General features: G+C 38.1%; 13 protein-coding genes. 10 read left to right on the forward strand and 3 right to left on the reverse strand.

Annotation, left to right across the window (positions count from 1 at the left end):
- The first annotated feature begins 211 nt into the window (after positions 1-211).
- The 6 genes from FAY30_RS04100 (at position 212) to FAY30_RS04125 (ending at position 8,645) form a co-directional block, all read left to right on the forward strand.
- Complete coding sequence (locus FAY30_RS04100; protein WP_149868689.1) at positions 212-1,531, forward strand: toprim domain-containing protein; 1,320 nt, start codon at positions 212-214, stop codon at positions 1,529-1,531.
- A complete protein-coding gene (locus FAY30_RS04105) occupies positions 1,507-2,931 on the forward strand; it encodes a hypothetical protein (RefSeq protein ID WP_223820884.1) in 1,425 nt (474 codons plus the stop codon). The genes FAY30_RS04100 and FAY30_RS04105 overlap by 25 nt, the downstream gene beginning before the upstream one ends.
- On the forward strand, positions 2,915-3,595 hold the full coding sequence (locus tag FAY30_RS04110; protein ID WP_149872584.1) for a hypothetical protein: 681 nt from the start codon (positions 2,915-2,917) through the stop codon (positions 3,593-3,595). The genes FAY30_RS04105 and FAY30_RS04110 overlap by 17 nt, the downstream gene beginning before the upstream one ends.
- Complete coding sequence (locus FAY30_RS04115) at positions 3,592-6,798, forward strand: coiled-coil domain-containing protein (RefSeq protein WP_149868690.1); 3,207 nt, start codon at positions 3,592-3,594, stop codon at positions 6,796-6,798. The genes FAY30_RS04110 and FAY30_RS04115 overlap by 4 nt, the downstream gene beginning before the upstream one ends.
- A 142-nt stretch (positions 6,799-6,940) precedes the next feature.
- Positions 6,941-7,615, forward strand: coding sequence for a uracil-DNA glycosylase (locus tag FAY30_RS04120; protein ID WP_149868691.1), 675 nt, complete (start codon positions 6,941-6,943; stop codon positions 7,613-7,615).
- Positions 7,616-7,841: 226 nt separating this feature from the next.
- On the forward strand, positions 7,842-8,645 hold the full coding sequence (locus FAY30_RS04125) for an SDR family NAD(P)-dependent oxidoreductase (RefSeq protein WP_149868692.1): 804 nt from the start codon (positions 7,842-7,844) through the stop codon (positions 8,643-8,645).
- A 153-nt stretch (positions 8,646-8,798) separates the two neighbouring features.
- On the opposite strand, the gene FAY30_RS04130 is transcribed toward FAY30_RS04125, so the two are convergent.
- The gene (locus tag FAY30_RS04130; RefSeq protein ID WP_149868693.1) at positions 8,799-9,398 is read right to left on the reverse strand and encodes a TetR/AcrR family transcriptional regulator; all 600 of its coding nucleotides are present in this window, start codon (positions 9,396-9,398) and stop codon (positions 8,799-8,801) included.
- Positions 9,399-9,632: 234 nt separating this feature from the next.
- On the opposite strand from FAY30_RS04130, the gene FAY30_RS04135 reads away from it, so the two are divergent.
- The 4 genes from FAY30_RS04135 (at position 9,633) to FAY30_RS04150 (ending at position 13,066) form a co-directional block, all read left to right on the forward strand.
- Positions 9,633-10,388, forward strand: coding sequence for an SDR family NAD(P)-dependent oxidoreductase (locus tag FAY30_RS04135; protein WP_149868694.1), 756 nt, complete (start codon positions 9,633-9,635; stop codon positions 10,386-10,388).
- 71 nt (positions 10,389-10,459) lie between these two features.
- The gene (locus tag FAY30_RS04140) at positions 10,460-11,722 is read left to right on the forward strand and encodes an MFS transporter (protein WP_223820885.1); all 1,263 of its coding nucleotides are present in this window, start codon (positions 10,460-10,462) and stop codon (positions 11,720-11,722) included.
- Positions 11,723-12,279: 557 nt separating this feature from the next.
- Positions 12,280-12,609 carry a hypothetical protein gene (locus tag FAY30_RS04145; RefSeq protein WP_149868695.1) on the forward strand — a complete coding sequence of 110 codons (330 nt, stop codon included), beginning with the start codon at positions 12,280-12,282 and terminating at the stop codon, positions 12,607-12,609.
- Between the two features lie 235 nt (positions 12,610-12,844).
- The gene (locus FAY30_RS04150) at positions 12,845-13,066 is read left to right on the forward strand and encodes a YdbC family protein (protein ID WP_149868696.1); all 222 of its coding nucleotides are present in this window, start codon (positions 12,845-12,847) and stop codon (positions 13,064-13,066) included.
- A gap of 169 nt (positions 13,067-13,235) precedes the next feature.
- Here FAY30_RS04150 and FAY30_RS04155 read toward each other — a convergent pair whose 3' ends face one another.
- Positions 13,236-14,207, reverse strand: a complete 972-nt coding sequence (locus tag FAY30_RS04155) for a TRM11 family SAM-dependent methyltransferase (protein ID WP_149868697.1) — start codon at positions 14,205-14,207, stop codon at positions 13,236-13,238.
- A 507-nt stretch (positions 14,208-14,714) separates the two neighbouring features.
- Positions 14,715-15,767 carry a M14 family zinc carboxypeptidase gene (locus tag FAY30_RS04160; protein WP_149868698.1) on the reverse strand — a complete coding sequence of 351 codons (1,053 nt, stop codon included), beginning with the start codon at positions 15,765-15,767 and terminating at the stop codon, positions 14,715-14,717.
- Positions 15,768-16,255 lie beyond the last annotated feature (488 nt).

The raw sequence follows: 16,255 nt of genomic DNA on the forward strand, positions 1-16,255 counted from the left end.
ACCACTGATGCTGCCTTTGCTCAAATTCAAGATGAACTTGATTCCAGCTCCATAAGAAATCCTTATAAAAAACTATAAATTTCCACAAATTTATTTATTGAAGAGATAAGATAGGGCATGTACTCACAAGAAAATTTCCTAATGATACCTCAAACTTTTATCCAATTAGTTTGTTAAAATAATAATATAAAAAGATATTTGAGGTACCGCTATGATAGAAGAGTCATTTCATAACTATATTAAAGATTTCGTTCTTAAAAGCAGCGAGGAGCTGGAGTGGGGTCAACCCAATTACGATAATCTTTTACTGGAAGCAAAGATTATCAAACGTTCAGAGCGAACCTATCGAATTCTCGGACTTTTAACATTATCAATCCAACCCCATAAAAAAGGAGCAACGGCAAACGATCATAAATTGGATACTTTAAAATTTACCCCCCGGAAAAAAGTGAATTTAGATGATGACGATCGTCAGACCTTTAGATGGCTGGAGGATGGGTGGATTTTGAAGGAAGTACGGTTTGAGAAAGATGAGAAAACGGTCCGTTCTGCCCATTATCGGATGGGGTTTCGATTGTACCAATATGAACAATTAAAGCTTCAACAAAAGACGGATCAAATTCGTCAGGAATTTCTTCAACTACAAAGCGACATTCTAGCAACTCTATCAACTCAAGTTGTTCATCATGGAAAATTTTCAAATAAAAAAGGGCATGGATTACAAAATATAGCGAAAATAGTGAATCAGCTTAACCACAATGAATTAAATGCATCGGATTTTTTTCCACAAAAGTGGCATTTGGGCAGCAGGTTAAAGTATTTACACTTTGTTAATGCCTTTAGTCAATTATGTCTTCACAAGAAGGAATTTGATTGGAAAGAAATCGGTGCAGCCTATTTTCAAAAAATTGGTGGGTCAAAGGAATTTGATTCCTACAAACAAGAGTTTATTGACCATTTAGAAGAGTGGGCCAATGTTCCGGCAGTTGAGTTAGGGCTAACAAGTCTCGGTCAAATTACGCCTGTTTTTTTCGCTGGACAGTTGAGCGGGAAGTACGCTTCCTATGATTGGGGACCCGTTCATGCCTTAACGAATTTATCGATAGCAAATGAAGCGTACCGAACAAAAGCAACGACGCTTTGGCTGGTTGAAAATCGCGCGATCCTTACGCGAATGGCTGCTGCTGAGGATTTTCTAAAAGAAACCAATTCTCTCGTCATTTGTGTGGATGGGCATTTACGTTCCACCCACAAAAATGCTATTGTCCAACTCCTCGACAATAGCGATATTAAACAGGTGATGATATGGTGTGACTACGATCGGGATGGCCTGCAAATCTCAAAAGAAATCCACACATTAGTCTATAAACACAACGCGCTTACGAAAAAGTTCATTTTGCCAGAACAGCAAGTGATCTGCGACTGGTTCCAATTTGAACAATGTTTAATAAACTTTTTAGAAAATAACACAATGGAGCAGGAACAAATGATGGGAGGTGTAGATCATTGGAAAAAGTGGATACAGGATTAATCTCTATATTTCAAACAACGGGATCGGCACCGGAAATGATGCAGTCGATGAAAGATATTTCGTCATTAGCAGGAGTTCTAAGTGATTTAGGGGCTCAAAACTTCTTTCAAACACCAGGAGAGATTTTACGATTTCTAAGGCTCATTCAACTTTTAAATGAAGAGGCACTTGGCCTTGATGATCCGATTGAAAATGAAGAAACCGTCTATTATCGTTATCGAAATCGTTACGATGACACAGAACCCCCTTCAAAAAAAAGGGTTGAACAAATCATTAATGTATTAGTAAAAAATAATTGGATTTCGAAACAAACGAGAAAAATCAAAATGCGGGATGTCGGAAAGCGGATGATGGATGCACTTATCCGCCTTGCCAACGATTCACTTGCTTATTATATGAATGATGATATCGGCCGATCATTATTTCAAGCAAGGCGTGATGCAGAAATTAGCGAGGCATACGATGACAATGGAATTTCTGGAGGAAACAAAATTGCCAGCATGATTCGAAATGTGGAAAATGCGATTGCCCTTTTAAGAGAACGCGAGTTAGAGATGCTCGCGGACCGCAATGCACTGCCGCAACTTGAGCTGATTCATCAATTAATGAAGGAATTAGAGGTAAAGTTAGAGGAGCGGTTAAGACAATTCCAAACAGTTGAAGACAGTTTAGTACTTACTGATTTGATGCAAAGGGGGACGGCTGTTCTCGCTGAAGGGACGAACCTTAGTTTAGGAATGATCAATAAGTATGTGAAGTTCACAAATATGCAAAAAACACCGTTAACATCGACAATTCAACCTGAGAAAGTCCGCGCCTTCATTTCAAAAATGTTTGATCCCCCGCTCGATTCCGATATTCCTAATGCCCATCAGTTATTAAGCTTTATGGAGCAAAATCAATATGAGGATGAGGCGATTGACGGGTTGTGGATCCCGGTTAAGTTCGCTTCACCATTAGCTTCAACTGCCATTGAAGAGGCGATCTGGTATTTAGAGACATATGAACCAGTGGTTGATCCAATCGTTGATGAAGAGGAAGCGGTAGAATATTCAACAGAGGAATTGTCAGAGGATGAGCTGGAGAATTTAATGGGCGAATCAAACTGGCTACTGACAAAGAACATGATTGATACAACAGCTATTGAAGCTTTTTTTGAAAAACAGGAGGAAGCACCGCTCGAGCAGGTGATTATTGAAGCCACCACCGATCAGTGGAGTGACGCCATAAATGCTTTGACAGCCATTTCGGCGTTAGTTAGTAATAAAAAGGTAACAGTGGAAACTGGAGAACAAGAACGCAAGATTTACGATAAAAAATGGGAGTGGATGAGGGATGGAGATGGATCAGACATTATTAAACGGAGAAACTCTGTCAAAAGAGATGAAAAATCCGAATGATTCCGCAGATATAAATGTAAATCCATTAAACGTCATGCAGTCAATTAGAGGGATTTTAACTCAAGAAGAGGAGTTAACATTTATGAATATTCTCTTCTCTTCATCGGCTTCGATTCGATCCGGAAATTTTGGTTTACCCCGTAAAGAAGTTGAAAAGCAGCTTGGCCTATCAGCTGATGACACCAGGTTTTTCTCTTTTATTACAAGGGTCAATCAAGCAATCAGCCGTTATTTTCAATTAATTTATGATAAAAAACGCGACCAAGTAGTAGCACTGATGAGGGTACCAGCTCAATCCGCACGCAACACCTTATCAAAAGAAAGTTTGGCGATTTTACTGTATATGTTTTACCAGCAAGAGGTATTGCAGCATGAATTTACACTATTTGACCAATTATTAGAGGCACTCGGGCACGAAACGAAAAAAGCAAACCAAAGAGTACTACTTAATATAGATCCTTTAAAGAAAATCGGTGCGATTGAAGATTATGAAACGAATTCATCTGAGAGAGCCTTTCAACTTACAGCAATTGGCGTGCATCTTTTTTCTGATTCGTTCTTGCGTCGAACGGCAGAATTCAGTCAGTCAAACCAGTTGAACAAAGAAGAAGTATTGAAATTTTTTAAACGATATAACTTATATCAGAAAGGAGAAGGCGAATGATCCCTTGGAGAATGTCATTTTCAGGTATTCGAGATTATCGGCCGGAGCAAATTGATTTATCTGGAATAGACCAGCATATTATGATCACAGGTCCAAATGGTTCAGGTAAATCAACGATCACGTATTGCATGGGGGCGGTTCTTTATTCTTCAAAAGTTGATGTGGAAGGGTTAAAATCTCGAAATCTATTGCCAGATCAAACCTGGAAAGCGCAAATATCTATCGTATTCAAAAATAATGGCCAGATGAAAATAGACGCTGCCACCTTTATTCAATTTACATTACGAATGGTCCAAGAACCTGGGCAGCCGATTAAAAAAGAGTATTCCATCTCAACAGGCGAAGAGATGGATCAGTGGGAACAACCCATTAAATATTCGTCAGGGGATCGTCAATTTAATTTTTCCGCCTATAAGAAAGATCTGCTCTACAAATATAAAATTGACCCCGATGCCTATTATCTCATTTGGTATCAACAAGAGGTGAATCAATTTGCCGTTATGAACCCTGAAGAACGGTTTCGGATTTTTAGCGAGATGCATGGAATTGATCAAACGCAGCGCGAATGGGAAGAAAGTATTGAAAAACTTAAGGAAACAACGGAAACTCTTAAAACAGCTAAGTTTAGTGTGGATAACAAAAAATTAGAACTTCAAATCAAAAAGGCTGATTTAGAAAGGTTTAAAAGTAATCAAGAACGTCTATTACATGGTGCAAGGGAATATTCAGAATCTCTTTTATTATTAGAATCAGCTTTGAAAAAAGAGATGAATAGTTTAGAAGGAATCATGGTGGAACTATACTCTGATATGGAAGAAACGAAGGATGCTATCTCCACCAAGCAAGATGAAAAAGAAAAATTGATCGATCAATCGAAAAAGCTGCTAATTGAAAAAGGTGAGTTAGAAGGCCGGCTGGAAGAGGCAGATGCATTACTGGAAACAATAAATGAGGAAATTCAGGTTAAAAGGCAGTCCATCGCCGAGCTGGAAAACGAACTTGAAGATTTAACAAAGCGAAAGAACCAAATTACCCGTACAGAAAAACAAGTGCAGGAAGAGTTAGATCGGTTGGGCAAAGCAATCAATGACACCAGCAACCGACTTGATGAGGTTAAAAGGCAGCATGAACAGTTGGACTTGTCGCGCAGTGATTTACTGATGGAAATCGCAAAATTAAATTATCAAGTGAAAGAAGACGAGCGATTATATGGTGAGCATAGTGAAAGATTAGCTGAATATAAAAGCAGTCATGACGTATCGATGACCATTACGAAACTAGATGAAGAAATTAACGCCTTTAAAAATGAAAAATTGAGCGTCTCAAATGAACTTCATGAGTTGAAAACAGAGCAGGACTCCTTACTGGAAAATCGTGATCTATCTAAGCGTCAAAGTGATTCGTTAGCCTTTCTTCGTTTGCGAAATATTAAAGCCTATTCTCTTCGTGAATTGGTGGAATTGGACGAACAGGCACAATTAAAAGACGAACGGCTATTTCATGCGATTAAGTATACGATCTTTTTTCAAGGAAAACAGATTGACCCCCCTAATGATCTTTACCACGTTCCATTAATGGAGACGGTACCTGACCGTTCTGTAGATGTGCTACCTGAACTGCATCTGAAAATCAAGGATGGTTTGAAGGATGAAGATATTCCACATGCACTCAAAGCACTGTGGTGGGTAGGGCAATTTTTCAAAAACGGTCCATTTAAGATACTGAATGGGAGCTTACATGATCCGATGGGGATCCGTGGACCACAGGAAAAAGAGCGTTATATTCTAAGTAAGAAGGCATTGGCGGCCAGAAGAAAAGAAGTGGACAGGCTCATCGACAAATATGAATCCAGGCTGATGCAATTAAATGAACTCATTGGCAGTCACACTAAAAAATCACAAGAATTAAATCGGATTATTCAGTCTGTAAGAGAAGCGGAAGCGTTTATGGCAATGGATTATGAGCGTCAAAGCCGTATCAAGCGATCAGAAGAGGAGAACAAAAGATTAGCAGATATTCAGAAATTGTTAAGAGAACTTGATGGTAAAAGGATGAGTCTGCATGTCCATTTGCAACAACTTCAAGATAAACAGGGTATCCTAATGGATGAAGAAGCCTTTTACGAAGAGCTTGGAAAAATGAAGGGGAAATATGACCAGTTAATAACTCTACAAGCCCAGTTCACTGCGTTTAAGACTCAGCATGATGAGCAGGTTGCTCTTTTAGAAGGACTTGAAGATGAGCTTATTAAGCTGGAAAGCAGGATGAAAAAGCTGAAACGGAATGAAGAACAACTGGCTGATGAAATAGAAAGTTTTCATGCTGGGCTGAATTCAATTTCCAAACAACTGAATACTAAAAAGGAAGAAAAGGATGTAACAGCCCAACAGCTTGTGGATTATATAAAAGAAATAACAGAAATAAAAGATCTAGTTCCGCACATTTTTTCAGAGATTGCTATTGAACCTATTCCTGATGTAATCCCATCCATGACAAACTTAAAAAATCAGCGGGAAAACGGGAAAATAATATTTGACGCTGCTAGAAGGGAGCCTGGTATTGACCCTGCAGCACCTGAAAATTATGAAGCCGTTAAGTTCGAGTTTGAACGAATAGACAATGAATACAAGCGTACGAATATCTTACTCGATCAAGATAGAGAGCGTGCAGAGCAATTAAAGGACAAGCTAGAAACGACCATTAATATGCGGGTCACGGAAATTCGAAGAAGATTTCAGTCGTATATGAGTCATTTTCAATTTGAAGGCGAAGTCGATTGGGAGTCATCCGAGGATAAAAGAGGAAGAACACATTTCAAGCTGTTCATAAAAGCACGAAAAGAAGGTCACCGAGGGTCAATGGAGGATGTCAGTACAAAGGCCCGCGGAGGAAAGGTTGGTAAAGGGGTATCAGGGGGAGAAGAATCACTTAGCTCACTGCTTTTTGCTTTGGCCCTGTTACAAAACTTATCCTTTAAACCAGGGTTCATTGTGCTGGATGAATTCGACAGCGCTTTGGACGAAAACCGCAAATTAAAAGTGTTTAACTTATATGTACAAGAATTAAATAGAAAGTTGATCATCCTTACGCCAAAATCGCATGAAGAACATTACCTAAAGCGCTTCTCAAAGGCATTAGTTGTTCAACATGACCCTTCCATTCCTTCTAGTAAAATAGTGGGTATTGTGAAGAAGGATTCATAGTACGGTGAAACTCAACTACTCTTTCTACTCGTTTTTATGGTTTTTATGGTAATGAGGTCCCGATTCTTATCGAATTCATCAACCAACACTTCGATCGTAAATAATTGAATGAATATCAACAATAGAAATGAGAGTGGAAGAAATGGCTATTTTGAAAAATGATTGGGCGCCTTTGCTTGAAGAAGAATTTGAGAAACCCTATTACCAGCGATTGAGGAACATACTGCTAGATGAATACCAAACAAAAGTGGTGTATCCGGAGCAAAATGATATTTATAATGCATTGCATTTTACTTCATATGACGAAACGAAAGTAGTTATTATTGGTCAAGACCCTTATCATGGCCAAGGACAGGCCCACGGATTAAGTTTTTCAGTTAAGCCGGGTGTACGGATTCCTCCCTCATTGAAAAATATCTATAAGGAGCTGCAAACTGATTTGGGATGCCAGATCCCAAATAATGGGTACCTGGTCAAATGGGCGAAGCAGGGAGTATTGATGTTGAATGCGGTTTTAACCGTACGGGCAGGAAGCCCAAACTCACATAAAGGCCTGGGTTGGGAAGAGTTTACTGATAAAGTAATTGAAGAATTGAATCAAAGAGAGAAACCAGTTGTTTTTATCCTTTGGGGAAATTTCGCACAACAAAAACAACAGCTCATCACTTCATCAAGGCATTTCATCATAAAGTCGCCACATCCCAGCCCATTTTCCGCCAATAAGGGCTTTTTTGGGAGTAAACCATTTTCCAAAACCAATGCGATTTTACGCGATTTAGGGATGAAGGAAATTGACTGGCAGATACCAGATTTATAGCCGGTACCCACATAACAGTTCGATCGGGTATGTCTTATCTGTCGCTTTTTTACACTTGTACTTGATAACTTGACCGACTATTACACGATTTCACACGTAAGTGCTATGAGATGGGTGAACTGCCCTCCTGCCTCTCAGTGTTTTTTATATCGATTGTTTTTGCAGCTGGATTAGAGTATACTTTCTCATCGGTCAGTAAAATTAATCGAAAAAGGGGTTTTGAGTGATGTCAAGAGTTGACGGAAAAGTTGCGTTAATAACAGGAGGAGCTTCCGGTATTGGCTTATCAGCGGCCAAGTTACTTGCAAAGGAAGGTGCCAAGGTCGTTATTGGCGATTATAATATTGATGGTGCAAAGGAAGCGGTGGCATCTATTCAAAGCCAGGGTGGAGAAGCAAGTGCTGTATTCTTGGATGCTTCAAAAGAAGAATCCATTAAAAATGCTGTTCAATTTACAGTTGAACAATATGGTACAATTACCATTCTATTCAATAATGTAGGATTAACAAATTTAAAAAAAGATTTAGATATAGTGAATATTGACCTTGAAGAATGGGACCGCCTAATGGCTGTGAATACGAAGAGTGTTTTACTGGGCAGCAGGTTTGCCATCCCGCATATGATTGAAGCTGGCGGCGGCTCTATTATTAATACTGCTTCCATGTCTGCATTTGCTGCAGATTCTATTCGGTCAGCATACGGTGCCTCTAAAGCAGCAGTTGTTAATTTAACTAAATATATAGCTGCGCAATACGGAAAAAGTAACATACGGTGTAACGCGGTTGCTCCAGGATTGATTTTAACTCCTGCAGCTAAAAATAACCTTCAGCCAGAGATTCTGGATTTGTTTGAAAAACATAATGCGCTCCCATATCACGGCGAAGCAGATGATATCGGGTATACGGTTTTATTCCTGGCTTCGGACGAGTCAAAATTCATTACAGGCCAAACTATTCAGGTAGAAGGCGGCCATTACCTTTCTAATCCAACCATGCCTGACTTTAATGAGATGGCGAAAAAGGGAAAATAAAGTTGATCTAACATAAATATAAAAAACAGCAGCCATGGAATATCGGCCGCTGTTTTTTTTGTAAATAGGAGGGGGGCTTACTGGAATTATCTCTTACAATTGCAGTAATTTTCCGCATGCAGGCTTGTTTCAAAGCGATAGCAGCTTTTAGTTTCAAGGATTAGCTAATAATGGACGCATTACGGTCTCAGCAGAAACGTTAATATGATAAAAACCTTTAGCATTCCATAAGGTAAGACCTTGTGAGAAAGATAAATAGTACGCGGCTAGTTCCATTGCATCACCCTCTATAAATATTCCATCACGCTGCCCGTCAGAAATAATTATGGAAAGAACTTTTAATGAATCAGAGTACTCTTGTCTAATATTTTGTTTAATTTCTTCAGACAGAAATTCTGCTTGAAGTGCTTCAATAATTAGAATGTGCCGTTCAAGCGCTACCTCTGAAGAACCTGAAAAAGTTAGTGTTGTGAACCAATTAAGCTTGTCATAAGGAGTACCCTTACTATTATTTGCTTCCGTAACAGCCTGTTTAAATTGATCAAGGATATTCACAATAAGCGACACATAAATATCTTCTTTTGATTTGAAGTAATGATAAAGTAATCCATGACTTAAATTTATGGAAGAAGTAATATCGCTAATCTTAGTTCCTGCGAACCCTTTTCGGGCAAATACTTTTAACGCTGCATTGCTAATTTCTTCATATCGTTGATCTCGTATCATTTTAAATTGTTTTTCATTTCTTGCCATATGAAATCTCCATTTTAATTTTTTCTGTGATTAGTCCAATAACCCTATTATACCATTTACTACTAGATGACCAAATGATTAAGAAATGCCTTCTGAAGTACAATAAAGGAAAAAAATTAATAATAATCTGAAAATTAGTTGTCAATCTTTGGTGGAATTTTATTGATTGACTAGTTAATCAATATTTTATATTATTACATTGCTAACGTTATTAAATGCAAAGGGGATAAAAAAGTGAGCAAACTTCAAGGGAAAGTAGCGATTATTACTGGTGGAGCAGGTGGTATTGGTAAAGGAATTGCAACCGCTTTTGTAAAAGAAGGGGCAAGAGTAGCGATTGTAGACCTAAATGCGGAAGCCGGTCAAAAAACAATAAAAGAGCTTCAGGAATATCAACGTGAGTCTATTTTTATTCAAGCCAATCTTATGGAGCACGATAACATAGCCGGTATTGTAAAACAAGTTGGAGAAACGTTCGGAAAGATTGATATTTTAGTAAATAATGCACATGCATCAAAAATGGCCTCTATTGAAGAAACAACTCAAAAGGAATTGGATTTATCATTTAACACGGGATTTTATCCAACATTCTATTTTATGCAAGCAGTGCTGCCCTATTTAAAAGATACAAAGGGTAAAATCATTAATTTTGCTTCAGGTGCCGGAATTAACGGTGATGTAAATCAAGGTTCATATGCAGCGGCTAAAGAGGCGATTCGTGGAATTACTCGTGTAGCGGCAAATGAATTTGGGCCTTTTGGAATTAATGTAAATATCATTTCTCCAATTGCAAAATCAGAGGGAATGCTTCAATGGGCTGATGCGAATCCGGAATACTATCAAGCCATGCTTTCCAAAATTCCGTTAAGAAGACTTGGTGAAATTGAAAGCGATATCGGACGTGTGGCAGTATTTTTAGCGAGTGAAGACTCTGATTATATTACTGGACAAACGATTATGGTTGATGGTGGTTCAATTAAATTACGTTAATGTTCTTTTCACAGGTAATTGATTGCCTGTGAAAAGCTTTTTCAAAACATAAAACAAAGGGAGAAATTACTGTGGGCAAGCAAAAAAAGGGGAAAATCCACTTTGCATGGTGGGTATTACTAGGACTATCTATAATGATTGGTCTTGCAAGAGGTGGAATTAATAATGCAGGGGGATTATTTTTAACCCCAGTTACAAAAGACTTAGGGATTGGTATGGGCAGCCTATCATTATACTTTAGTATTTCATCCATTGTTACTATGCTATTCTTACCGATAGCAGGTAAAATGATGGCGAAATATGATATAAGAGGACTTTTAATCTTTGCTATTATCTTACAAGCAGGTTCCTTTGCGATGTTCGGATTGATGAATTCTGTCTGGGGCTGGTATGTCTTCTCGATTCCAATGGCGATTGGATCTATATTTGTAGCTACAATGGCTGGACCTGTTATCATCAATCGCTGGTTTAAAAAGCACAATGGGCTGGCTATGGGAATTATGATGGCAGCTGTGGGCCTCTTTGGCGCAATCATTCAACCAATGGTCGGTAACTTTATAGCTGAGCATGGGTGGAGAAATGCTTATATAACATTGGGCCTTGTTGTCATTGTCATCGTTATCCCTGTTGTTCTATTGACCATTAGATTGAAACCGGAACAAAAAGGCTTATTACCATATGGGGTTCAAGAAGCAACAACTGAAGGCGGAAAAGCAGCTCCAACTGATAGAGGAGTGACAATGGCTGTCGCTAAAAAATCAATGGCATTTTATTCATTATTAATGTTCTTTTTCTTTATGACAGCGATTGCAAGCTTTGCACAGCATATTGCACCATATGCAATGGGGATTGGATATGATGTTGAATTTGCCGGAAAAGTAATGGGCGCATTTATGATTGGTATGTTAGTAGGAGCATTAGCATTTGGTTTCTTGACAGACAAAATCGGAGCAAGAAATACGGGTGTCTTTTCAATGTTATGTGGAATTGTTGCAATTGGATTATTAATCTTTATTCCTGGGAACGCTGCAACATTCAGTATTGCGATTGGTATTTTTGGATTTGTAACAGCTTCAATCGGAACGTTAGCGCCATTGATAACTACAGCTGTTTTTGGAATGAAAGAATATAGTCAAATTTATGCCACGCTTGGGATCGGCTTAGCTGTCGCAGGCATAGTAGCATTACCTGGCTACGGATACGTGTTCGACTTAACTGGAAGCTACACGCCTGTGTTGTATACAATTATCGTGATGCTGCTTATTAATATCGCGCTTATTATTATGGCATTCAAAGGCAAAAAGAGACTAGAAGATTCGGGTTCGTGGAATTGATTTGTAGTAAATAGCAAATAGTTATTATTTTTGGAAGCGTCAAAGTACAACTCATTGTATTTGACGCTTCTTTCTACTTGAATGTAAATCATCCTAAGCAAAAACAGCTTTACATACCGTTGGTTTAAAATACATATTTTAAGATTTTGTAATTTTGTTGTAAAAATAATAAAAAGCAATCTGTTCACATTTTTGTAGAAAAGATTTTGTAAAGTCGAAATGATTATGAAGGTAAATAAGATATAATTTTTTCGAATCTTTCATGCCTCTCTTGTAAAATGGCAATCATCATTTTACACCTACGATTATGCCTTCTTAAAATGACTTCCTATACTATACTAATTTCAAGATGAATGATGAAACAATCCCAACGTAATTAAACAACCACTTAAATGGATCTTCTAGTTAATCCACGATAACACCCTTTTTTTCTTTTCCCTTCTGCCTTAAAAAATAAACCTGAAAGGAGTGATGAATCCAAGCAAACTATTCTTGATGATTTTTCGTATAACTACTGTCTCAGGAAACGAATTACAAATTTTGAAGGAGGATAACCAATGGGCCACGATATTTCAGGTTTCAATAAAGCAGGAAAGGAAATTGCTTACGCACGTTTTAGCATGGGGAATTACAATGCTCACATTTTGTATAGTTTACTTGATGCTGAACAATACAATGGAGGGGTTAGTGGAATAGGCGATGAATCTACATTCTCCAAACAACAAATTGAAAAGGCTTTGGATGCCTACAATCAGTTTTTTGGTAATAGTGATGCCCCCTCAGAAAGTGATAATTTACCTTGGGATCAGAAACAAATTCTGAATTTTATCTTAAATTGTTTAGCAACAGCAAAGAGGGAAGAAAATGTAAGGGTATGTTTTTGCTAATGTATTTTAACATGTTTATTGAATTCCTCTATTTCATTTCTTGTTCCATAAACGACAACAAATAACTATTTCCTCACCATCTTCTGTAAATCATATAAAATTCTTTTAACCACCTCTTAAAAGGACAAGCTAAGGAAATAAGAAAAAGTAAAAGAAATTCATTTCTTTTGAATCTTGGGTTCAAGAATGTTGCTGACCCAAGTAGTGATTATGTTTTTTAAAGAAGGGAAAAACAATGGCAGATATTAAATTTGAAATCAAAGAAACAGTGGGGAGCCTATCACAGTCACCTAAAGGCTGGAGTAAAGAACTCAATCTCATTAGTTGGAATGGGAAAGAACCCAAATTCGACTTGCGTGACTGGGCACCTGACCATGAGAAAATGGGAAAAGGTGTTACATTAAGCATTGAGGAATTAAAAGCTTTGAGAGATTTGTTGAATGGGATGGAACTGTAAGGAGGAAAAGGAGCTGATAATCCATCAGTTCCTTTTCAATATACTGCTACTCTAACAGATAGAATTAAGCGCTCAATATATCCATAAAGGATTCTCTTAAAGTTTGGATTACTGAGTTGTCGAATATAATGGAATCCATACTGATTTACATTCGTGAGTGGAGTTCAGGTTAATTGCAAACAATCACTTCTCGACTAAATAATCCTTTTTTAGCAATACCACGGTCCTTAATCGAAAAACCTGCTTTTAATAGGATTTCATCGACGGGTTCAACGGTCACCACGACAACTTTGTCAGCGAGCCTACGTGCACTTTGAAGCATTTCTAGTTGTTCCTCCGGGGTGATTACCGAACACAAATTATATGGCAAATCAATAATGGCTACATCATAATGATTGGTGATATCGCGAAGATCAGCTAATTTGATTTCCCCAGTAAGACCAAAGTGTGCCATGTTTTCCCGTGCACCAGGGAGGATAAGCTGATTTCGGTCGCTCCCAACTATGTCGATGCCCATTGATCGGGCTTCAATTAGGACTGTGCCAATTCCGCAGCAGGGATCTATGGCTTTAATCCCTTTTGGATTGGGGATGGCGATATTCACCACCGCTCTGGCAACACGTGTGCTGAGGGCAGTGGAGTATCCATTTGGCTTCTTTTGATGTCGGAACCAAACTGACTCACTTTTCACATACTCACCAAATACCCATCTTCCATTTACATGCATGATGCCAAAAGATTGGTCAGGGAAACGAAGATCTGCTTTTCCGTTGACGTGCAATCCAATCTCACGTTCAATGGCCCGTCGTCTCTCGAATCCCTCGTTTTCACTTTTAGTCTGACCATTATTTTTCACATAAGTGATTTTAAAAGTTGCTCCACTTAGTTGTAAAGCTTCCACCTGCTGATAAAGATTGTCCAGGCATTCCGCTTCATATATCACACTTATTCTTTCTTTAATAAAGGGGCTCCGACTTGGATCAATTTTTACGGAGCTTTCCAAGACATTAGATTGGGACACCTTGCCGAATAATGAACGCATTTCCAACGCGCATAATGAGCGTTCATCCTCAGAGCAGGCATAGGTATATATATAGGAAGTTCCTTTTTGTGAAGAAATATCTATGGTGGGATCAATCATTAACTTTTCTATTTTATTTTCACCTCAAGAGTTATCTAAAACCATATATCTATTATACCAAGAAAAGTGGGATTATTTAAAATTACCTTTAGTTGGGTGTGATTGACTTGCTTTTCGTATTTTCATAGATTATTTGGTTATAAAGACATTGAATAAAAAATCTTTTCACCGATACCCTTTAGGCGGGAAGATTTCATAATAATGAGGAATCTGTTCGTGAAGTTTTGAATCGAAGCTCCAACGCTGATTGGCAATCTTTCTAACCAAGGTAATATTTTTGACAAGGACGCAAATGGGATCATACTGCTTGGACTAGAAGGCGCTCATAGAGAAAATAGGATTGTGCATTGTGGCGGCGATGCAACAGGAAAAAATGTCATAGAATACTTGATTAGTAACCTAACTGAAAATATAAATGGAGGTAATTAGCCTCCATTTTTTCGTTTAAAGGAAAATATTCTTGTCCCCAGTGAACACTGACAGCCATTGTTCGCTGATTCGAGGAGTTTATTCAGTTTCTTCTTCAGATGGACGAGTTGTTTGGGTTGGCAGGGTATTCCAAAAGCTTGTATCAACTTTTTCAATTGAACCATCGGCGATGGCTCTCGTTGTTGCATCCAGGGTAGTTATCGTTTGCTTAATCAAATAACCATTGCTTTTTTGTCCGAGAACGTAAGACTCATAGCTGTGATCAGACATGCCGCGCATTTCAAAAAGTAGTGTGGAAATATTGTATTGAACTGCGGCTCCGTTACGGCCAATCGTTTCCTCGGAACCGCCATTATATTTTCCAATATTCCCCCAGCCCTTTGCGTTAATCGCATTAAAAACGACAGATCCTAATTTTTTTGACCTTTCTAGTACTTCCGGCTTTACATTTCTATTTGTCGGATAAAGGATTGAACCTGATACATATTTCCCGTCTATTTCACTTTGAGTTCCTTGATGATGGAGATCAATCATATAATCAATTTTGTATTTTTTTAACACATTATTATGCAAGGCTTGGGTCTCTGGATATATTTTTGCAACATGGTCCCGGTTTAAATCGGCACCAACAGCATTATAGCGAGTTAAATGCCTTCCGCCGTCAGCGACATAGTCATCAAGGGAAAAGTTGACATCGCCCATGGCTCCATCAGCATTTAACATTGGTATGATAAGGATGTTTACGTTCTCAAGAACTCCCTTCATTTTATTCGTTCCTAAATGTTTAATAAATTCTAGAGCGCCTTCCGTCGTCAGTTGTTCATTGCCATGTTGTTGGGTTAAAAAGAGGATGGTAGGATTGCTTGGGTTAGATATATACTTCGCGAGGTAAATATCACGGCCTTTCACAGTTTGACCGATGATTTCTAGATTCATAGCACTTTGTTTTGCATCTTGGGTTTTAAGGAAATCAACTAGCTCAGTGTATGTATGAAGGATTGAAGTTTGGATTGACTCATTCCCGCCATAGCTTGGACCTTCACCTACTGCCCCAGCATAAGTGGGAGCGCTTACAACACCGCCGATTGCTATTAAACCAGATAAAGATAATGCAAGGACTTTCTGTTTCATTTAATAACCTCCAATTAATATAATTGTAATAAAATTCGGAAAATTACTACAAGAAGAATATTACATTTAAAATCTCAGCATGTACATAGTGATTAATTACCGAATTGACCATCCTACTATTTTCCTTATTAGGAGAACTTTAGGGTAGAAATAGTTCTTTCGACACGTAACGGGTGACACCCATAAAAATGCGGGGAAAGCAGTAAGTGGAAATGGTTTTGGCTGAAGTAGGGAGGACACAACCCAAAAGGGCATTTGGAATTTTAAAGCGATTGTGTAGAGGTTGTCGAAACTATGACATTATTGGGGATTCACAGGTGCTTTTTTGTTGAATTTCTAAACTGTAAATTATAATATTACAGTATCTTTTTAAAAGGACAAAATCAACCGTAAAAAAAGCTTGAACACTATGAAAATGCGTTTAGGCTTTTTTTACAGGTAAACTGTTACTTTTTATATTACATTTTAGGTGGTGGTTTTTTTATAAC

The organism is Bacillus sp. S3, from assembly GCF_005154805.1.
Taxonomy (GTDB): domain Bacteria; phylum Bacillota; class Bacilli; order Bacillales; family Cytobacillaceae; genus Neobacillus.